The sequence below is a fragment of the Cohnella xylanilytica genome, from assembly GCF_014212175.1.
GTDB classification, from domain to species: Bacteria; Bacillota; Bacilli; order Paenibacillales; family Paenibacillaceae; genus Cohnella; species Cohnella xylanilytica.
On sequence record NZ_JACJVR010000060.1, the window covers coordinates 32936 to 52183 of the forward strand.

Below are 19248 nucleotides of genomic sequence, written 5' to 3' on the forward strand. Positions count from 1 at the left end.
GAGGACAAGAGGACATGGCCAATTCAACGGTATACGTCGTCCATTGCATCGACACGGAAGGTCCGCTGCACGAATCGCTGCAAGCGACGTTCGAGAGGATACGCCACATCGTCGGCATCGAGATCGAGCCGACGGCGGCTAACCTGAAGAAGCTGCAGAACCGGGAGATCGATCTGAACGGCCAAGAGGAGCTGGTCAGCCAGATCGTCGCCCCTCACGTGATCGAATACAAGGATACGTGGGACAAGATCGACGCGATGATGGAAGAGATCATGAGCCCCGCCTACCGCCAGAAGTACGCCGATCCTTCCGGACAAGGGTGGATCTACAACTGGTTCGCTGTAGACCACGTCGGCTTCGACGTCAATCCCCGGCGTCGGGATATGGGGTACCATAACATTTTCGACCATTACCGCCATCTCCTCCAAGCGACCGGCTCGACCCAAGACGAGATCCACTGGCACTTCCACCCGATGTCTACCTATAAAGAAGCTCATATCTGCGCCACCTCCTTCCTGAACTCTCCCCACCTTCTGGAGACACTCGCCCGGCGCGTCATCGAGCGCTCGTGGTTCCCGACGTGCTTCCGGCCCGGCTTCCACGCGGAGCGTCCGGACAGCCACTGGTTCCTGGAGCAGTGGATCCCGTTCGACTTCGCGAACCAATCGATGTCCCGCGACCGCAGCGAGAGCCGCCAGAAGGACGTCGACGACGGCCGTCTCGGCGACTGGCGCCGCGCCGTCTGGGATTGGTCGCATTACCGGCCGGCCCACGACGATTATCAGCGGGAAGGCTCGTGCAACCGCACCATTTTCAAATGTCTCAACGTCGGAAGCCGCTTCCGCCTGCTGAACCAGAGCGAAGTAGATCTCGCCTTCCGCCGGGCGGACGAAGGGTTGCCCACCGTGCTCGCCTTCACGAACCACGATTACCGGGACATGCGTCCGGACATCGCAAACGTGCACGCCATGCTGACGGAGGCCGCGAAGAAGTATCCGAACGTCCGCTGGGAGCACTCCGGCGCCCTGAAGGCCGCGCGGCAGACGCTCGGGCTTCGGGATGCGCAGCCGCTCGACCTGGACGTCCGCTTCGAGCGGGAAGATGGCGTCCTTCGCCTTCGCGTCCGTTCGAACAAGGACACGTTCGGGCCTCAGCCGTTCCTCGCCGTGCAGACGAAGGACCAGCGGTTCCTGCACGACAACTTCGACCTCCAGACCCCGAGGCGGGAGTGGAGCTACGTGTTCGACCGCAATTCCGTCCGGCCGGAGTCGATCGAGAGAATCGGCATCGCGGGCAGCGACGCCTGCGGCAACGTCTGCGTCGCCTTGTTCGACGGCGCCGGCTCGCCCGTCGGCAAAACTTCTTTTTGACCATGGGAGGAACGGGAATGAGATTGGCCATCGGGTCGGTTCAGTTCGGCATGGAATACGGCGTAGGAGGCAAAGGCAAGGTTCCCTTCCAGGAGGTCGCCGCGATCGTGTCCTACGCCCGGCAGGCGGGCATCGACATGATCGACACGGCCCCCCGTTACGGAGACAGCGAGACGATACTCGGGCAGATCAAGGACGGCTTCGTCTTCCCCCGGATCGTGACGAAGACCCCTCATTTCCCCGGGGAGTGGATCGGCCCCGAGCAGATCGGGTTCATGGAGACGACGTTCCGGCAATCGCTCAGGAACCTGCGCCGCAACCCGGTATACGCCGTTCTCGTGCACCTGGCCGAGGACCTGCTGAAGCCCGGCTCCGAGCGGATCTACGAGAGGATGCAGGCGTGGAAGGAGGAAGGGCTGACCGAGAAAATCGGCTTCTCCGTCTACACCGGGGAGGAGATCGACCGGGTGCTCGACCGCTTCCCCGGCTTCGAAGTCGTCCAGCTGCCGATCAACGTGCTGGACCAGCGCCTCGTCGCCAGCGGCCATCTCGTCGAGCTGAAGGACGCGGGCATCGAGATCCAGGCCCGGTCCGTATTCCTCCAGGGGCTGCTGCTCATGGATCCCGCCCGGCTGCCCGACGGCCTCTCCCGCTTCCGCCCGGCTCTGGAAGAGCTGCGGCGCCGCTGGGAGAAGCTCGGCCTGACGCCGGTCGCCGGAGCCATGGCGTTCATTCGGAGCCTTCCGGAGATCGACGACGCGATCGTCGGCGTGCACAGCCTGCAGCAGCTGCGGGAGGTCCATCGCGCGTTCGCCGACAAGCCGGCCGTTCACGTTCCATTCGAGGAATACTCGCTGAACCGGGAGACGGATCTGCTCGATCCGAGAAGGTGGTGACGATAATGGACAAGATTCGATTCGGCATGATCGGCTTAAGTCCCGGCAACGGGCATCCCTATTCCTGGTCCGCCATCTGCAACGGCTACGATCCCGAAGCGATGGAGACGTGCCCCTTCCCCGTCATCCCCCGTTACTTGGCCAAGCGGAAGTTCCCGGAGGATGGCCTTCAGGAAGCGCAGGTGACGCACATCTGGACGCAGAGCCGCGCCCTGTCGGAGCATATCGCGCTCGCTTCCCGCATTCCGAACGTCGTCGACCGGCCCGAGGACCTCATCGGACAGGTGGACGCCGTTCTGCTCGCGAGAGACGATTACGAGCTGCACGAGGAGATGAGCCGGCCGTTCCTGGCTGCCGGACTTCCGGTATTCGTCGACAAGCCGCTGGCCGTCGACCGCAAGACCGCGGACCGCATCTGGAAGCTGCAGACGTACGAGGGCCAGCTGTTTACGGGCACCTCGTTCCGGTACGCCAGAGAGTTTTCGCTGACGGACGCGGAACGGGAGGCGCTCGGGGAGCTGGTCTACGTCGATGCATGCGTGATGAAAAGCTGGGACAAATACGGCATCCACATCGTCGAGCCCGTATTGAGCCTGATCGGGGATCAAGGCCCGATCCGGGACGTCCGCTCCGCCTCCGCGGGCGACGCGACAATCGTGCAGGCGGAGTGGGGCTCGGGGCTGCTGGCGACGTTCACCTCCCTCGGCTCCATTCCCGCTCCCGTCGCCATCCGTCTCTTCGGGACGAAGGGCTTCAAGGAGATGAAGCTGGAGGACACCTACTCCGCGTTCAAAGCTTCGCTGCAAGCGTTCGTCGACGTCATCCGCGGCCGGACGGCTCCGGTCCGCTACGACGAAGTGATGCGCATCATGGAGCTGATCGAGTGCGGACTCCGGCCGTCGGCCGCGGGCCGCGACGCGGTCAAGTCGGAGGAGGCGGATGCCGGTATGGATAAAGTCAAGGTCAGCAAGGTTGAGGTTGTCCAGGCGGTTAAGGGCCCGTTGTCTGCCGATGCGGTCGAGGCCGCTTTGGCTCGAGCGGATACGGCCGGTTCGGGGGCAGCCGATGCGGATGCTTCGCGCTCCGTAACCGTTCGCCTCGAGTGGGAGCGCAAGAATGCGGACCTGGAAGCGAGCCGCGACAAGGAGGAGATGGCCGAATGAACCGTTCCGTCGTCGCGATCATTCCGGCCCGCGGCGGGTCGACCCGGATCAAGAACAAGAATATCGCCGACTTCAACGGCCTGCCCATGATCGCATGGACCCTTAGCGCCGCTCGGGAATCCGGGCTGTTCGCGCGAATCGTCGTCAGCACCGACAGCGAGGAGATCGCGGAAGTGTCCCGGGCTTACGGCGCCGACGTTCCCTTTCTCCGTGAGAAGCATGCCGACGCCCACTCTCCGGTCAGCGAAGCGACGATTCACGCGCTCGAACAATTGGAGGAGCGCCTCGGCGAGTCGTACGACGACGTCGTGCAGCTGTTCGCCTGCTGCCCGCTGCGGAGAGCGGAACACATCCGCGACGCGTACGGGCTGTTCGTACGCGAGAACGCCGACTTCCTGATCAGCGCATCCAATCCCAAAGGCTTCAATCCGTGGTGGTCGGTCAAGCTCGACTCTTCCTCCCGCCCGACGCGGCTGTTCCCCGAAGCCTATCATACGCGCTCGCAGGACCTCGAGCCGCTGTACATCCCTTCGGGCGCCATCTGGATCGCCCGTTGTGATCGGCTTCGCGAGGCGGGCACCTTCTACGGCCCCTCGCACCTCTACTATCCGATCGACTGGAGAGCCGCCGTCGATATCGACGAAGAAGAGGACCTGGTTTTCGCCGAAGCGCTGGCCCGCATGGAGGGGATCCGCGCCCGCGCGTAGCTCCCTTTTTGCTCCGACGTGCCATTATCCCCTCGGATCAGGCTCGCATCTCGCTGATGCGGGCCTTGTGCCGCTATCCCATCCGCTCAGGCGGCCCGCTTCCCGAGTTATCGGGGCTGTACCACTATCCCCTCGGATCAGTACACGGTCGCAGGCTATGAGTCCTGCAGGAATAATTCGCGCTTTCCCTATTAGGCCGCAATGGGGAGTCATCCAGTTACTCTCTTTTTGCTACAAAGTCCCTTCGGCGATCATGTGAGTCATCCAGTTACACACTTTTTGCTACAGAGTCCCTTCGGCGGCGATGTGCGGCACCCTGTTACTCGCGCTTCGCTCTATTGCGCCTTATCTGTCGCAAGAGAAGTAACCATATCGCTGCATGAGTTCAGGACGAGGCAATTCGGCGCAAGGGGCGCAATCGCGACGCGATCCCAAAGGGAAATCGGCAAAGAGACGGCCCCTACCGGGCCGCCCCTCTCTCACGCATCTTGCCTATTAAGCGCTGCCGATCCGGCAGTGGTGCTTGATCTCGTCCCACTCCGTGAACAGCTGAATGTAATCGTCCTCGTCGAGCACGCTGCCGAGCTGGTACTCGATCCACTCCAGGTCGGTGTGGGCCCGCACGCTGTGCAGCGTACCCGCCGGCACGCGCACGACGGATCCCGGAGCGAGCTGGATGAACTCGTTGTTCAGCACGAACTCGCCGCTGCCTCCGACGACCGTCCACACTTCCTCCCGATTCAGATGAAGATGATAGCTCAAGCTTTGGCCGGCGTCCATCTTGGCGATTTTCGTCAGCGTCTGCTTGCCGCCGTCCAACTGCTTCTTGTCGACGACCCGGTAGCTCCCCCACAGGCGCTCCACGGACATGGAGGCGGGTTCGAGCCCCTTGATGATCTCCTTCAGACGCGGGCTGGCCGCCTTGTCGGTGACGAGGATGCCGTCCGGGCTGGCCGCGACGACGATGTCGGACAATCCGATGACGACGACGTTCGTGTTCAGCTCGTTAATGATGTGCGTGTTGACCGACTGGTCGCAGACGATGCCTTGGCCGACCTGGCGGATGCCCATCTCCTCGGTGAGCGTGTTCCACGTCCCGAGATCCTTCCACTTGCCGTTGTAGCGGGCGACCGCGATTTTGCCGGCCTTCTCCACGACCTCGTAGTCGAAGCTGATCTCCGGCATGAGATCGTACTGCCGCACCATCTCTTCGTATTCGACCGGCAGCCCCCGCTCCCGGAGCAGGTCGATCATGTAGCCGAGACGGAACCCGAACACCCCGCAGTTCCACAAGGCGCCGAGCTTCAGCAAGTGCTCCGCCTGCTCCTCCGTCGGCTTCTCCTTGAAGCTGGCGACGGGCAGCGAGTCCTCGTCGGGCCAATTCTCGTCTTCTCTGGGAATGATATACCCGTATTTGGAAGAAGGATAGGTCGGTTCGACCCCGATAAGCGCCAGCTCGGCCCCGGTCTTCCGGATGACGCCCGGAAGCGCCTGGATCGCTTGGAAGAAGTGCTCCTCCACGTACGGGTCGACAGGCAGGACGGCGACGACTTCGTCGGGATCGACGCAGGCGATGGAGTGCAGATAGGCGGCCACGAGCGACACGGCGGGAAAAGTATCCCGGCGGGAAGGCTCGAGAATCAGATTCGCCTCGGGGCCGAGCTGCTTCCGGATGATGTCCGTCTGCTTCTCCCCGACGGCCACGAACGTATCGGCCGACAAGCCGGCCGCGCCGATCTGTCTCCACACGCGCTGCACCATCGACTCGATCCCGCCTTCGGAATCGGCGAGCAGCCGCAGGAATTGCTTCGGCCGGGCATCGTTGGAGAGCGGCCACAGTCTTTTGCCGGATCCGCCGGACAAGAGCACCATCTTCATAAAACCACATCCTTCTATACGAATGAATTCGGCGGCGAATCGCGCTCGAGCGATCGCGGTCATCCCGTTAAGAATCATTGTCTTCGAATCGGGAAGGCCCCCGAGAATTACTCTCCCGTTCTTGAATCGGGGAGTCCCCCGGGAACGGCCTCCAGGTCTTGGGCCCGAAGCTCTCTCTTTCCCTTCGATCCCTTCAACGTCTGAACGCTCTGCATAAATCGGCCCAGAATCGAATCCATCCCGAGATGGTCGACGGCGAACCGCCTGCCGTTGCGGCCGAACGCCGCGCGATCGTTCCCCGCCCAGAACAGCTTGAGCACGGCGTCGGCCAGCGGAACGGGCTCCTCCGGAGGCACGACGATGCCGGACCGCGATTCGTTCATGACCCGATGCACCGCCGAGTTCTCCGCGGCCGTGGCGACGATCGGACGCCCGCTAGCGAGCATTCCCGTCAGCTTGGAGGGCATGACGAGATCGGACGCGTGCGACTTCTGAACGAGCAGATGCAGATCGGCCATGTTCAGCAGGTCGTTCAGCTTCTCGACCGGCTGCAGCGGCAGGAAGCGGACGTTATCGAGCCCGCGAGCCTCGGCCTCCCGCATGAGCTTGGCCTTCGCGGAGCCTTCCCCGCACAGCACGAAGCGGATGGCGTCGAACGGCTTCAGCAGCTCGGCGGCTTCGAGGACGAGCTCCAGCCCCTGCTTTTCCCCCATGTTGCCGGAATAGAGGGCGACGAAGTCGTCCGGCCGCAAGCCGAACGGCTCGCGGAAGCTCGAATTCCTAGAGGGCAGCGGGAACACCTGCGACGTGTCGACCCAGTTCGGGAACAGCCGGATGCGCTCCTCCGGCACGCCCTTGGCGCGAAGCTTGGCGACCATCGGCTCCGAGATCGAGGAGACGACGGAGAACCGCTTCATCAGCCGCTTCTCCACCCCGAGCACCGCCTTCTTCAGCTTCGGCTTGTCGGGAAGGATGCCGAGCTCGAACGCCGCGTCCACCTCGAAATCCTGCACGTGCAGCCAAGCCTTCACGCCGAACAGGCGGGTGAGCAGAACCGCGAACGGGGAGATGGCCAGCGGCGGCTCGATCACGACGCAGACGTCCGGCTTCCACCACATCTGGCGGAACAGGACGGGCAGGCTCGACAGCGCGAACGAAGCGAGATGGAAGAGCCGCTTGAGTCCCGTCACCCGGCCCGGCACCCAGACCGGGCAGCGGTACACTCGGATTCCCTTCCAGTTCTCCTTCCGGTAAGCATAAGAAGAATAGCCTTCCGCCACCTTCCATGCCGGGTAATAGGGAGGAGCCGAGATGACCCGCACCTCGTAGCCTTGCCGGGCGAGCCACTCCGCCATCTCCCCGTTGTATTTGCCGATGCCCGTCAGCTCCGGAGCGAAGTTGAGCGAGTAGATCAACAGTTTGTTGGGCATGGACGTTCACTGTCTCCATCCGTTATGGAATCGACGTCACCCCCGGCCGTCTAGTGAACCGCCAGCGGTCTCGGTCTCTTCTTGATCTCCCATTCCACCTTGCGCAGATCCGAGTCGACCATCATCCGGATCATCTCCTCGAAGCTGACCTCCGGCTTCCAGCCGAGCTTGGTCTTCGCCTTATGGCAGTCCCCGAGCAGCAGGTCGACCTCGGCGGGCCGGAACAGCTTCGGATCGATCGTCACGTAATCCTCGTAATTCAAGCCGACGTAGTGAAAAGCGATCTGCAGCAGCTCCCGCACGGTGCGGGTCTCTCCGGTCGCGATGACGTAATCCTCGGCCGCCTCCTGCTGGAGCATCAGCCACATCGCCTTGACGTAATCGCCCGCGAAGCCCCAATCCCGCTTCGCTTCGAGATTCCCCATCCGCAGCTTGTCTTGGACGCCCAGCTTGATGCGGGCGACCGCGTCCGTCACCTTGCGGGTGACGAATTCGATGCCGCGGCGCGGCGACTCGTGGTTGAACAGAATGCCGGAGCAGGCGAACATGTCGAAGCTCTCGCGGTAGTTGACGGTGATCCAATGGCCGTACACCTTGGAGGCCCCGTAGGGGCTGCGGGGATAGAAGGGGGTGGTCTCCTTCTGGGGCGTCTCGACGACCTTGCCGAACATCTCGCTGCTGGAGGCTTGATAGAATCGGGCCGTCGGCTGGACGATCCGAACCGCCTCCAGGAGGTTGGTGACGCCGAGCGCCGTGATCTGGCCGGTCAGCAGCGGCTGCGGCCACGACGTCTCGACGAACGATTGGGCGGCCAGATTATACACTTCATGCGGTTCGGACAGGTGAACGGCGCCGATAAGCGACGCGAGATCCGTCAAGTCTCCCGACAGCCATTCGATGTCGTCCTTCACCGCTTCGAGATTCTCGTAGTTCGGGGTGCTCGTTCTTCTCCGAAGCCCGTAAACCTTGTAGCCCTTCGACAACAGAAACTCCGCCAGATAGGAACCGTCCTGCCCGGTAATCCCCGTAATAAGCGCTCTTCTCATCGTACGCCTCCTGCTTGATAGGTTTGCTCAAGATACCATTCGTAAGTGCTTCGAAGTCCTTCGTCGAGCGGGATCCGGGCGGTCCACCCGAGCGCTTCGAGCTTGGATACGTCGACGAGCTTGCGCGGGGTTCCGTCTGGCTTGGTCCGGTCGAAGACGATCCGGCCTTCATAGCCGACCAGGCGGCGGATTCTCTCCGCCAGCTCGGAGATCGTCAAATCTTCTCCGACGCCGACGTTCACGATGTCGCCGCCTTCGTACCGGTTCATCAGGAAGAGGCAAGCGTCCGCCAGATCGTCCGCGTGAAGGAATTCCCTCCGCGGCGTTCCCGATCCCCAGAGCTCCACCGCTTCGGCTCCGGCCAGCTTCGCCTCGTGGAACTTCCGGATGAGGGCGGGCAGCACGTGGGAGCTGCGCAGGTCGAAGTTGTCGTTCGGCCCGTACAGGTTGGTCGGCATGACCGACAGGAACTTCGTTCCGTATTGCTTGTTGTATGCCTGGCACATAGCGATGCCGGCGATCTTCGCGATCGCGTACGCTTCGTTGGTCGGCTCCAGCTTGCCGCTCAGCAGATCCTCCTCGCGCATGGGCTGGGGAGCGTGCTTCGGGTAGATGCAGGTGCTGCCGAGAAAAAGAAGCTTGCGGACCCCGAAGCGGTAAGCGGCGTCGATCACGTGGGTCTGGATGAGGAGGTTGTCGCGAATGAAGTCCGCCGAATATTCGTCGTTGGCGACGATTCCCCCGACCTTGGCCGCGGCCAGGAACACGTACTCCGGCCTCTGCTCCTCGAACCAGGCCGATACTCTCGCATGATCCCGCAGATCGAGCTCGGAGGAGCTCCGATAGACGAGATTCGTATAGCCTTCCTGCTGCAGCTTGCGCAAGATCGCGGAGCCGACCAGCCCGCGATGCCCGGCCACGTATATTTTGGCGGACTTGTTCATCGCTTCTACCACTCCCGGGTCGCTTGAATTCGTAATTGCGTTATGGGCGGTCGCCGGCGCCGATCGGTTCGAGAGAGTCGCCCTGCCTTGCGATAGGCGTTCAATAGGCGTCCTTCGATCCGAATACGAGCTTGACCGTTCGCAGAATAATCTTGATATCGAGCCACAAGCCCCGGTTCTGGATATACTTCAGATCCAGCTCCACCATCTGCTCGAAGCCGATGCTGCTTCTGCCGCTAACCTGCCACAGCCCGGTGCAGCCCGGGGTGACCGACAGGCGGCGCATCTCGTACTCGCCGTACAACGCGACTTCCCGAGGAAGCGGAGGCCGCGGGCCGACCAGGCTCATCTCGCCCTTCAGCACGTTCCACAGCTGGGGAAGCTCGTCGAGGCTCGTTCGGCGCAGCACCCGGCCGATCCTCGTGACGCGGGGGTCGCGCTTCATCTTGAACATGGCTCCGCTCGCTTCGTTCCGGGACGCCAGCTTCTCGAGCAGCGCTTCGGCGTTCGGAACCATCGAGCGGAATTTGTACATCTTAAACGGCACCCCATCCTTGCCGATCCGCACCTGCTTGAACAAGATCGGCGCCCTCGGGTTCTCCAGCTTGATCAGAAGCGCGATTGCGAGCAGTACGGGCAACGCGGCGAGCAGCCCGATCGCAGCCAGCAGGACGTCGAGGCCGCGCTTGCCGGGGACGGCGTCCGGCGGCGCCGGCCTGGCTAACCGAAGACCCCCGTACCGGGGCTCCGAACGGTTCTGCAGCACCGTCTCCGTGTCGTTCATCACTTCCATTCCCCCCCTCGCTACCGTCAGACGTACCGGTGAACGTCCGACACGATCGATTCCATCTTCCGCAGGATCGGATGGCGCAGCTCCTCGCTCTGAAGAGCGAATTCCAGCGAAGTCAGAATGAAGCCGAGCTTCTCGCCCACGTCGTACCGGGTGCCTTCGAAGTGATAGCCGTACACGCCCTCGGTCTCGCACAAGCGGCCGATCGCGTCCGTCAGTTGAATCTCCCCGCCCGCCCCCGGCTCCGCGTTCTCCAGCATGTCGAAGATGGCCGGGGTCAATATGTACCTGCCCATGATGGCCAGATTGGAGGGCGCTTCCGCCGCGTTCGGCTTCTCCACCATCCGCCCCACCTTGTACAGCCGGTCGGCGCCGTAATCGGGATCGATGATGCCGTAGCGGCTGATTTCCTCCTGCTCCACCTTCTGGACGCCGACGATGGAGCATTGCGTCCGCTCGAATTGATCCATCAGCTGTCCGATGCACGGCGTCGGCGCCGTGACGATGTCGTCGCCGAGGAGTACCGCGAACGGCTCGTCGCCGATGAACTTGCGGGCGCACCAGACCGCGTGCCCCAGTCCCCGCGGCTCCTTCTGCCGGATATAATGGATGTCCACCATGTTGTGGGAATGCTGCACCTTGCGAAGCAGGTCGAGCTTGCCCTTGCCGAGCAAGGTGTGCTCGAGCTCGAACGAGGAATCGAAGTGGTCCTCGATCGCCCGCTTGCCCTTCCCCGTCACGATCAGAATGTCCTCGATGCCCGCCGCGACCGCCTCTTCGACGATGTACTGAATGGTCGGCTTGTCGACGATCGGCAGCATCTCCTTCGGCATCGCCTTCGTCGCCGGAAGGAACCGGGTACCCATACCCGCCGCCGGGATGATCGCTTTTCTTACTTTTCTCATCTCCATCACCTATCCCTTACTTGTATTCAGTGCCCGTAAGCGTAAAGATAACCGGAGGCTCGGCCGCTCTTCTTGTTGTTGAGCACCGTCCCCAGCACCTTCGCTTTGGCGAATTCCAATTGGTTCAGCATCTTGCGGGCGGCCCCGAGCTTCGTCTTGCCGGACTTGACGACCAGCACGACGCCGTCGCTGAGAGACGAGAGGATCAGCCCGTCCGTGACCGCGAGCAAGGGAGGAGAATCGAACAGAATGACGTCGTAATGCTCCCTCCACTGGGCGACGAGCTCCTGCATCCGCTGGGAGGAGAGAATCTCGTTCGGATTGGGGGGGACGCTGCCGCTCGTCATCAGGTCCAATCCCGGCACGTCCGTCTCCTGTACGATCTCCTGCCAGGCGTTATCCTTGAACAGGGCGTTCGTCAAGCCGGCCCGGTTCGACTTCATGAACATATAGTGCAGGGAAGGCTTGCGAAGGTCGCCGTCCACGACGAGCGTCCGCTTGCCCTCATGGGCGTAAGTGACCGCGAGATTCGCGATCGTCGTCGTCTTCCCGTCTCCCGGATTGGGCGACGTCACCACGATCGTCTGGACGGGCTTGTCGATGGACGAGAACAGGATATTCGTACGAAGAGTCCGATAGGCTTCGGACAGCGGAGAAGCCGGATTCGTCTTCGTGACCAGCTTGGATTCCAGCGAGATTCTGGACATGCTTGTTCACCTGCCGTTGTTCGAATGGTCGTGCCCCGCGCGCCGCGCGCGATTAGATGAACCAGGCCTTGCGCTGCTTCTTCAGGTGCCGCGCGGCGCCGAGCGGTTCGTTCCTCAGCGCCTTCCGGCTGTTCTCGCGAAGCGTCTGGGCGAACTCGCTTCCGACTTCGCGTTCGATCGTCCGGTAAGCGGCGTCCATCTCGTAGCCGCGGATGCGGGGGCGGTGGGCGTCGGAGGAGAGCAGATGAATCATCCCTTCGCGGCACATATGAAGGGCGCATCTGCGGATCGCGTTCCCGTACTTGCCAAGCAGCGAGTGGGAAGTCACTTGGCCGATCGCCCCGAACTCCACGAATTCGGCCATCAGGGAGGAATTGCGAACCAGGGTCAAATGCCGTTCGGGGTGGGCGATCACGGGAACGTAGCCCATCAGCTTCAGCTCGTAGAACAGATCCATCAATGCGGACAAGCTCCATTCGTCGGGCAGCTCGAGCAGCAGATAACGGGATTCCCCCAACGGAAGCAGCTTGCCTTGCTCGAGATCGTCCAACAGGTTCGGGTAGATTCGGATCTCCTGGCCCGGGTACACGGTCAGCGGGATGCGATTCTCCAGCAAGGCGCGATTGAGGCGGCCGACGCTCTCCTTGACCTCGGCGGAGGGGTTGTCGTATCGGCCGTTCGCGTGGTGGGGAGTCGCGACGATCGCTCGGACGCCCTGCTTGGCCGCGGTCCGGGCCATCTCCAGCGACTCTTCCCAAGTGAGAGGACCATCGTCCAAGCCGGGGAGAAGGTGGCAATGGAGATCGATCATGATGGCGCCTCCTCGTTTTTCATCTGATAGGGGACGGACGTCATTTGACGGTACAGGGCGTGTATTCGGGATTGGCCGGGACACAGGCTCAGCAGGACGGCGTTCAGATGGCCGATCAGGTTCGACCGCTGCAGCGGAGTCATGACGAACTGAACGCCGTAGCGGTATCCGCCCTCTTCCTGCTCCCGCCAGACGATCTTGCCGGCCAAGGCGATCGTGCGGTCCTCGAAGGTCCATCTCATCTCCATAAGGACGCGGGGATGCACCGGGAAGCGCAGATCGCTGCCGCAGCAACAGCCTCCTTCGCTAACGTTCAGAAGTCTTACGAAGCCTGGAGGACTGGTCAAGTCGACCTGGCCGATGGCGATGATCCGGATCTCGGCCCGCTGGTCCGCGGGAAGGCGCAGACGGACGTGTCGTCGCCGCGAGTAGGGATGCTCGGCTTCCATGACTTCCATGGGATTCATGAACGCGCCTCCAGTTGGCATTCGAAGCTTCGAACGGATATTTTCGGATCTTCCTGGGTATACTACTTCTAGATACAAATTGTATCGTTTCTGAATCGACTATATGACACAATTTGTATCGTGTCAAGTGGTTTTTCGCGGGGAATAGGACTGAAGAAATGTACGCGGTTTCAGAAAAAGCCTTATTTTCCAATGGTTCCGGGGATTTCGATAAAATCGTGGCGGAATTAATTGCGACGTTTCGTCGCAAGCGATGCAAACAAATCGTAAACATATTATGATGGAAACAAACCGATTGCACTGGAGGGAATTCGGATGAACATAGGAAGCCGCATCTCTCAACTTCGCGAGAAGCGCGGTTGGACGCAAGAAGAACTGTCCTCTTCCCTCGGTATCTCGCGGGCGGCCCTGTCACACTACGAGAAGAACAGAAGGGAGCCCGACTCGGAGACGCTGACGAAGGTCGCCGATCTGTTCAACGTATCTATCGATTATTTGGTCGGCCGGACCGACAACCCCCATATAACGTTAGACGAGGGCGTCCGAAGCTTCACGGACCAGCTGGAGCTGTCCGAGGTCGAACTGCTGGACAAATTCTCCCTTACGATCGACGGGCGCAAGCTGACCCCGGAGGAAGCCCGCCGGTTCATCGCGTTCATTCGCGCCGAGCGCGCCATGAATTAACGAATAAACCTCAATGGATGCGGACGGCTGCCGGCCGGGGGCATTCATTGAGGTTTATCCGTTTGATTCGTTATGTAGGATTGCCTGAGCTTTGCTCTACCTTCTCGCGGCCGAACCACTCATCCGGCCACCTCTCCTTCTCGATGCCGAGCTGTTCTAGAATGCTTCGGATGTCTAATACTACAGTCTTCTGCTCTTCATTGCCATTCATGGGCAGATCCAACTCCTTATCCACATCCAAACCCTCTCTCTAGAACGAGATTCGTACATGTAGATCATTATACAAGATTTGAGGCGCGGAGACTGTCGGAGATTGTTTGGATTAACTAAAATTTAACAGCGCTTTTTGTCGAATGCTCGGAGCTGTACGCGAATGGTAATCCCCTGCTCTATTGGATGCGTTTACGTATATTTTCGAAGATGACATCATTTGGAATGTTCTACCCAAGATTACCCGATTATCGACAAGAAGTCGATGGGCATCGCGTCCTATCCCAGATGGCACAAAAAAGCCCAAGAACGGGGCTTCCTCCGGGAAGTCCGTCTCGGGCTCGATTCGTTCGTTGCGTTGCTTCGGATAGCTTCGAATTGCTTCAGATTGCTTCGAATTGCTTCAGATTGCTTCGGTTTAGTTGCCGCCTACGCGGGACAGGTCGCGCATGTTGGCTTCGAATGCCGCCAAGAGCGCCTTCTCGCCGCTGAGGCCTTGGGCTTCGACCTTGGCGATCTGCTCGAGCATCCGCTTGTAGTCCTTCGGGATGACCTTCACGAAGCGAGGCAGGAACTCCTCCCACTGCTCCAGGATGCGGCGGCCCAATTCGCTGCCCGTGTACTGGGCGTGCTTCTCAATCATACCGCGCACTTCGGAGATCTCCTTCTCTTCTTCGAGCCGCTCCAGCGAGACCATCTCGAGGTTGCAGCGATTCACGAAGTCGCCGTTCCAGTCGACGACGTAGGCGATGCCGCCCGACATGCCGGCCGCGAAGTTGCGTCCCGTCCGGCCGAGGATGACGACGCGTCCGCCGGTCATGTATTCGCAGCCGTGGTCGCCGACGCCTTCGACGACGACGTTCGCTCCGCTGTTCCGGACCGCGAACCGTTCGCCGGCGATGCCGCGCACGTACGCTTCGCCGCCCGTGGCGCCGTAGAACGCCGTGTTGCCGGCGATGATGTTCTCCTCCGCCTTGAACGTCGCCTTCGGCGACGGATAGACGATGATCTTGCCGCCGGACAGTCCCTTGCCGATGTAGTCGTTGGCGTCGCCTTCGAGCGAGAGCGTCATGCCCTTCGGCACGAACGCGCCGAAGCTCATGCCGGACGTGCCGACGAAGTGGAAGTTGATCGTGTCTTCCGGCAGGCCGTCCTTGCCGTAGCGGTTCGTCACCTCGTGGCCGACGATCGTGCCGACGACCCGGTTCGTGTTCTTGATCGGGAACGTGCCGCGCACGCGCTCCCCGCTCTCCAGGGCCGGAGCCGCCGCCGCCAGCAGCTGCTGCAGGTCGAGCGATTCTTCCAGGCCGTGGTTCTGCGTCTTCACGTTGTAGCGGGCCGAGCCTTCCGGCAGCTGTGGCATATGCAGAAGATCGGTCAGGTCGACGCCTTGCGCCTTGAAGTGGCTGATCGCCTTCTTCGTGTCCAGGCGGTCGGTGCGTCCGACCATCTCGTCGATCGTACGGAAGCCGAGCTGCGCCATGATCTCGCGCAATTCCTGAGCCAGGAAGCGCATGTAGTTGACGACGTATTCCGGATCGCCCATGAACTTCTTGCGAAGCTCGGGGTTCTGCGTCGCGACGCCGACCGGGCACGTGTCGAGCTGGCAGACGCGCATCATGATGCAGCCGAGCACGACGAGCGGCGCGGTCGAGAAGCCGTATTCTTCGGCGCCGAGCAGCGCGGCGATCGCGATGTCGCGGCCGGTCATCATCTTGCCGTCGGTCTCGACGACGACGCGGTCGCGCAGGTTGTTCAGAATCAGCGTCTGATGCGTCTCGGCGAGGCCGAGCTCCCACGGCAAGCCCGCGTGGCGGATCGAGCCGATCGGAGACGCGCCGGTGCCGCCGTCGTAGCCGCTGACGAGGATAACGTCGGCGCGGGCCTTCGCGACGCCGGCCGCGATCGTGCCGACGCCCACCTCGGAGACGAGCTTGACGTTGATCCGCGCGTGGCGGTTCGCGTTCTTCAGATCGTGGATCAGCTCCGCCAAGTCCTCGATCGAATAGATGTCATGGTGCGGAGGCGGCGAGATCAGGCCGACGCCCGGCGTCGTGCCGCGGACTTCCGCGACCCACGGGTATACCTTGCGTCCCATGAGCTGGCCGCCTTCGCCCGGCTTCGCCCCTTGCGCCATCTTGATCTGAATCTCTTCCGCGTTCGCCAGGTAGTAGCTCGTCACGCCGAAGCGTCCCGACGCGACCTGCTTGATCGCGCTGCGGCGCAAGTCGCCGTTCGCGTCCGGCTTGAAGCGCGCCGGATCCTCGCCGCCTTCGCCGGAGTTCGACTTGCCGCCGATCCGGTTCATCGCGATGGCGAGCGCCTCGTGCGCTTCCTTGCTGATCGAGCCGAACGACATCGCGCCCGTCTTGAACCGCTTGAAGATCGATTCGACCGATTCGACCTCTTCGATCGGCACCGGAGGCTGGTCGAACTTGAAGTCGAGCAGCGAACGGAGCGTGCGAATCTCCTCGTATTCGCCTTGAACGAGCGAAGAGAACTTCTTGTACAGGCCGTAATCGTTCGAGCGGGTCGCCATCTGCAGCGTATGAATCGTCTTCGGGTTGAAGAGATGGTCTTCCCCGTCCTTGCGCCACTGGTAGTCGCCGCCGGAGTCCAGCTCGCGGACGGCGCCTTCCTGCTTCTCGAACGCCCGGTTATGCGACTTCAGCGTCTCTTCCGCAATAACGTCGAGGCCTACGCCTCCGATTCTCGACGGCGTCCACGTGAAGTATTGCTCGATCAGGTCGGTCTTCAGGCCGATCGCTTCGAAGATCTGCGCGCCGCGGTACGACTGGATCGTCGAGATGCCCATCTTGGACAGCACCTTGACGACGCCCTTGTTCGCGGCCTTCAGGTAGTTCTTGACGGCCTTCTCGTGCGAGATGTTCCGCAGCATGCCTTGGCGGATCAGGTCGTCGAGCGTCTCGAACGCCAGGTACGGGTTCACCGCGCTGACGCCGTAGCCGAGCAGCAGGGCGAAGTGATGCACTTCGCGCGGCTCGCCGGATTCGAGCAGGATGCTGACCTTCGTCCGGGTGCCTTGGCGGATCAGGTGATGGTGCAGGCCCGAGACCGCCAGCAGCGACGGAATCGCGGCGTTGTCGCCGTCGATGCCGCGGTCGGACAGAATCAGAATGTTATGGCCGCGCGAGATGACTCGGTCGGCCGCTTCGCACAGCGTGTTCATCGCTTCGCGCAAGCCTTCTTCGCCCTTGGCGGCCTCGAAGAAGATCGGCAGCGTGATCGACTTGAAGCCCGGACGGTGAACGTGGCGCAGCTTCGCGAAGTCCTCGTTCGAGAGAATCGGCGACTGCAGCCGGATATGACGGCAGCTCTCCGGCTCGGGATGAAGCAGGTTGCGCTCCGGGCCGACCGTCGTGTACGTCGACGTGATGATCTCCTCGCGGATCGCATCGATCGGCGGATTCGTCACCTGGGCGAACAGCTGCTTGAAGTAGTTGAACAAGCGCTGCGGGCGGGCGGACAGCACCGCCAGCGGAGCGTCGTAACCCATCGAAGCGAGCGGTTCGACGCCGCTGGACGCCATCGGCTCGATGATCTTGCGGATATCCTCGAACGTGTAGCCGAACGCCTGCTGGCGCTGCTGGACGGTCGCGTGATCCGGCTCCGGAAGCTCCGGAGCGTCCGGAAGGTCGGACAGGTCGACCAGATGGTCGTTCAGCCACTCCCGGTACGGATGCTCGGTGACGATCGCCTTCTTCAGCTCCTCGTCGGAGACGATGCGGCCTTCCTTCGTGTCCACGAGCAGCATGCGGCCCGGGCGCAGGCGGTCCTTCAGCACGATGTCCTCCGGCGGAAGCTCGATAACGCCGGCTTCGGAAGCCATGATGATCAGGTCGTCCTTCGTCACGTAGTAGCGGGCCGGACGCAAGCCGTTGCGGTCCAGAATCGCGCCGATCTGCGTGCCGTCGGTGAAGCCCATGGCGGCCGGGCCGTCCCAAGGCTCCATCAGCGTGCTGTGATATTCGTAGAAGGCCTTCTTGTCGTCGTCCATATGCTCGTCGTTCTGCCAAGGCTCCGGAACCATCATCATGGCGACGTGGGCGAGCGAACGGCCGGACAGGTACATGAACTCGAACGTGTTGTCGAACTTGCCGGTATCGGAGCCGTCATGGTTGATGATCGGCTTGACCTTCTCCAGGTCGTCCCCGAACAGCTCGGATTCGAACAGCGTCTGACGGGCGTGCATCCAGTTCTCGTTGCCGCGCAGCGTGTTGATCTCGCCGTTGTGGATCATATAATGGAACGGATGCGCGCGCTCCCAGCTCGGGAACGTGTTCGTCGAGAAGCGGGAGTGGACGAGGGCGATGGCCGTCACGAGCTTCGGATCGTGCAGCTCGACGTAGAACTGGCCGACTTGCTCGGTCGTGAGCATCCCCTTGTAAATGATCTTCTTGCTCGACAGGCTGGTGAAGTAGAACGTCTCGCCGCCTTCGATGCCGGAGTAGCGGATCGCCTTCTCGGCGCGCTTGCGGACGACGTACAGCTTGCGCTCGTACGCCAAGTCGTCGGCCAGGGCGGCCGGACGGGAGATGAACGCCTGGCGGACGAACGGCTTGACGCGCTTGGCCGAGATGCCGAGCATGTCGTCGCGGGTCGGAACGGTACGCCAGCCGAGGAGAGACAGGCCTTCCTCCTCGACGATGGACGCGAACATCTCTTCATGCTTGGCCCGTTCCTTCTCGTTCTGGGTCAGGAACACCATGCCGACGGCGTACTGCCCTTCGGCCGGCAGCGAGAAGCCGAGCTTCGAAGCCTCGTCCGCGAAGAAGGCGTGCGGGATCTGCAGCAGGATGCCGGCGCCGTCCCCGGAGTTGGGCTCGCTGCCTTGGCCGCCGCGATGCTCCATGTTGATCAGCAGCGAGAGCGCCTGCTCGACGATCTCGTGCGACTTGCGGCCTTTGATATGGGCGACGAAGCCCATGCCGCAGGCATCCTTCTCATATTGCGGATCGTACAACCCCTGCTTCGGGGGCAATCCGTTCACAAGCTCATTCATATAAACGCAACCTTTCTTAGGAAGAGTTTGAAGGGGGAGGCCTTGGGACGGTGACGGCCAGGCGACGTTAGACATTCCGGGAAGGTTCGAGCGCGGCAACTTCCTACTGCTATCTGAACCGTGGAGATAAGCCCTCAGTCGGTGCGAACGACCCGCGAACGGATAAGCCCGACGGCCCATCCGTTCCGAATCGTCCGAATAAAATCGCGCAACTTAT

At 61.8% G+C, this 19248-nt stretch carries 16 protein-coding genes; 5 read left to right on the plus strand and 11 right to left on the minus strand.

The window, feature by feature from the left end:
* Positions 1 to 14: 14 nt before the first annotated feature.
* The 4 genes from H7B90_RS15735 to H7B90_RS15750 are packed head-to-tail and all read left to right on the plus strand — an operon-like array spanning position 15 to position 4136.
* Positions 15 to 1370, plus strand: coding sequence for a hypothetical protein (locus H7B90_RS15735; RefSeq protein WP_185136850.1), 1356 nt, complete (start codon positions 15 to 17; stop codon positions 1368 to 1370).
* Between the two features lie 17 nt (positions 1371 to 1387).
* Complete coding sequence (locus H7B90_RS15740; protein ID WP_185136851.1) at positions 1388 to 2266, plus strand: aldo/keto reductase; 879 nt, start codon at positions 1388 to 1390, stop codon at positions 2264 to 2266.
* A 5-nt stretch (positions 2267 to 2271) separates the two neighbouring features.
* The gene (locus tag H7B90_RS15745; protein WP_185136852.1) at positions 2272 to 3429 is read left to right on the plus strand and encodes a Gfo/Idh/MocA family protein; all 1158 of its coding nucleotides are present in this window, start codon (positions 2272 to 2274) and stop codon (positions 3427 to 3429) included.
* Positions 3426 to 4136 carry an acylneuraminate cytidylyltransferase family protein gene (locus tag H7B90_RS15750; RefSeq protein WP_185136853.1) on the plus strand — a complete coding sequence of 237 codons (711 nt, stop codon included), beginning with the start codon at positions 3426 to 3428 and terminating at the stop codon, positions 4134 to 4136. Before H7B90_RS15745 ends, H7B90_RS15750 begins: the two co-directional genes overlap by 4 nt.
* Before the next feature lie 495 nt (positions 4137 to 4631).
* Here the strand turns inward: H7B90_RS15750 and H7B90_RS15755 are convergent, their stop codons facing one another.
* From H7B90_RS15755 to H7B90_RS15795, 9 genes are all read right to left on the minus strand, one after another.
* Positions 4632 to 6014, minus strand: a complete 1383-nt coding sequence (locus tag H7B90_RS15755; protein WP_185136854.1) for a sugar phosphate nucleotidyltransferase — start codon at positions 6012 to 6014, stop codon at positions 4632 to 4634.
* 107 nt (positions 6015 to 6121) lie between these two features.
* On the minus strand, positions 6122 to 7444 hold the full coding sequence (locus H7B90_RS15760) for a glycosyltransferase WbuB (protein WP_185136855.1): 1323 nt from the start codon (positions 7442 to 7444) through the stop codon (positions 6122 to 6124).
* Between the two features lie 50 nt (positions 7445 to 7494).
* Entirely contained in the window at positions 7495 to 8490 is a 996-nt protein-coding gene (gene gmd, locus H7B90_RS15765) for a GDP-mannose 4,6-dehydratase (RefSeq protein WP_185136856.1), read from the minus strand.
* A complete protein-coding gene (gene fcl, locus H7B90_RS15770; protein WP_185136857.1) occupies positions 8487 to 9434 on the minus strand; it encodes a GDP-L-fucose synthase in 948 nt (315 codons plus the stop codon). Before fcl ends, gmd begins: the two co-directional genes overlap by 4 nt.
* Before the next feature lie 100 nt (positions 9435 to 9534).
* Positions 9535 to 10218 carry a sugar transferase gene (locus H7B90_RS15775; protein ID WP_185136874.1) on the minus strand — a complete coding sequence of 228 codons (684 nt, stop codon included), beginning with the start codon at positions 10216 to 10218 and terminating at the stop codon, positions 9535 to 9537.
* 26 nt (positions 10219 to 10244) lie between these two features.
* Complete coding sequence (gene galU / locus H7B90_RS15780) at positions 10245 to 11129, minus strand: UTP--glucose-1-phosphate uridylyltransferase GalU (RefSeq protein WP_185136858.1); 885 nt, start codon at positions 11127 to 11129, stop codon at positions 10245 to 10247.
* A 26-nt stretch (positions 11130 to 11155) separates the two neighbouring features.
* The gene (locus H7B90_RS15785) at positions 11156 to 11836 is read right to left on the minus strand and encodes a CpsD/CapB family tyrosine-protein kinase (RefSeq protein WP_185136859.1); all 681 of its coding nucleotides are present in this window, start codon (positions 11834 to 11836) and stop codon (positions 11156 to 11158) included.
* A gap of 52 nt (positions 11837 to 11888) precedes the next feature.
* A complete protein-coding gene (locus H7B90_RS15790) occupies positions 11889 to 12647 on the minus strand; it encodes a tyrosine-protein phosphatase (RefSeq protein WP_185136860.1) in 759 nt (252 codons plus the stop codon).
* The gene (locus H7B90_RS15795; protein ID WP_185136861.1) at positions 12644 to 13114 is read right to left on the minus strand and encodes a PilZ domain-containing protein; all 471 of its coding nucleotides are present in this window, start codon (positions 13112 to 13114) and stop codon (positions 12644 to 12646) included. Before H7B90_RS15795 ends, H7B90_RS15790 begins: the two co-directional genes overlap by 4 nt.
* Positions 13115 to 13429: 315 nt before the next feature.
* Between H7B90_RS15795 and H7B90_RS15800 the strand changes: the two genes are divergently transcribed.
* Positions 13430 to 13798 (plus strand): helix-turn-helix domain-containing protein, encoded by a 369-nt coding sequence (locus H7B90_RS15800; RefSeq protein ID WP_185136862.1) that lies wholly within the window; start codon positions 13430 to 13432, stop codon positions 13796 to 13798.
* Between the two features lie 70 nt (positions 13799 to 13868).
* On the opposite strand, the gene H7B90_RS15805 is transcribed toward H7B90_RS15800, so the two are convergent.
* Together H7B90_RS15805 and gltB are read right to left on the minus strand one after the other, a co-directional pair.
* A complete protein-coding gene (locus tag H7B90_RS15805; protein ID WP_185136863.1) occupies positions 13869 to 14033 on the minus strand; it encodes a hypothetical protein in 165 nt (54 codons plus the stop codon).
* Positions 14034 to 14426: 393 nt separating this feature from the next.
* Positions 14427 to 19031 (minus strand): glutamate synthase large subunit, encoded by a 4605-nt coding sequence (gltB, locus tag H7B90_RS15810; RefSeq protein ID WP_185136864.1) that lies wholly within the window; start codon positions 19029 to 19031, stop codon positions 14427 to 14429.
* Positions 19032 to 19248: the final 217 nt, after the last annotated feature.

Excerpts from the sequence above, each read along its gene's own strand:
- H7B90_RS15735 (WP_185136850.1), top strand. The coding sequence starts at position 15 with ATGGCCAATTCAACGGTATACGTCGTCCATTGCATCGACACGGAAGGT.
- H7B90_RS15740 (WP_185136851.1), top strand. The coding sequence starts at position 1,388 with ATGAGATTGGCCATCGGGTCGGTTCAGTTCGGCATGGAATACGGCGTA.
- H7B90_RS15745 (WP_185136852.1), top strand. The coding sequence starts at position 2,272 with ATGGACAAGATTCGATTCGGCATGATCGGCTTAAGTCCCGGCAACGGG.
- H7B90_RS15750 (WP_185136853.1), top strand. The coding sequence starts at position 3,426 with ATGAACCGTTCCGTCGTCGCGATCATTCCGGCCCGCGGCGGGTCGACC.
- H7B90_RS15755 (WP_185136854.1), bottom strand. The coding sequence starts at position 6,014 with ATGAAGATGGTGCTCTTGTCCGGCGGATCCGGCAAAAGACTGTGGCCG.
- H7B90_RS15760 (WP_185136855.1), bottom strand. The coding sequence starts at position 7,444 with ATGCCCAACAAACTGTTGATCTACTCGCTCAACTTCGCTCCGGAGCTG.
- gmd (WP_185136856.1), bottom strand. The coding sequence starts at position 8,490 with ATGAGAAGAGCGCTTATTACGGGGATTACCGGGCAGGACGGTTCCTAT.
- fcl (WP_185136857.1), bottom strand. The coding sequence starts at position 9,434 with ATGAACAAGTCCGCCAAAATATACGTGGCCGGGCATCGCGGGCTGGTC.
- H7B90_RS15775 (WP_185136874.1), bottom strand. The coding sequence starts at position 10,218 with ATGAACGACACGGAGACGGTGCTGCAGAACCGTTCGGAGCCCCGGTAC.
- galU (WP_185136858.1), bottom strand. The coding sequence starts at position 11,129 with ATGAGAAAAGTAAGAAAAGCGATCATCCCGGCGGCGGGTATGGGTACC.
- H7B90_RS15785 (WP_185136859.1), bottom strand. The coding sequence starts at position 11,836 with ATGTCCAGAATCTCGCTGGAATCCAAGCTGGTCACGAAGACGAATCCG.
- H7B90_RS15790 (WP_185136860.1), bottom strand. The coding sequence starts at position 12,647 with ATGATCGATCTCCATTGCCACCTTCTCCCCGGCTTGGACGATGGTCCT.
- H7B90_RS15795 (WP_185136861.1), bottom strand. The coding sequence starts at position 13,114 with ATGAATCCCATGGAAGTCATGGAAGCCGAGCATCCCTACTCGCGGCGA.
- H7B90_RS15800 (WP_185136862.1), top strand. The coding sequence starts at position 13,430 with ATGAACATAGGAAGCCGCATCTCTCAACTTCGCGAGAAGCGCGGTTGG.
- gltB (WP_185136864.1), bottom strand. The coding sequence starts at position 19,031 with ATGAATGAGCTTGTGAACGGATTGCCCCCGAAGCAGGGGTTGTACGAT.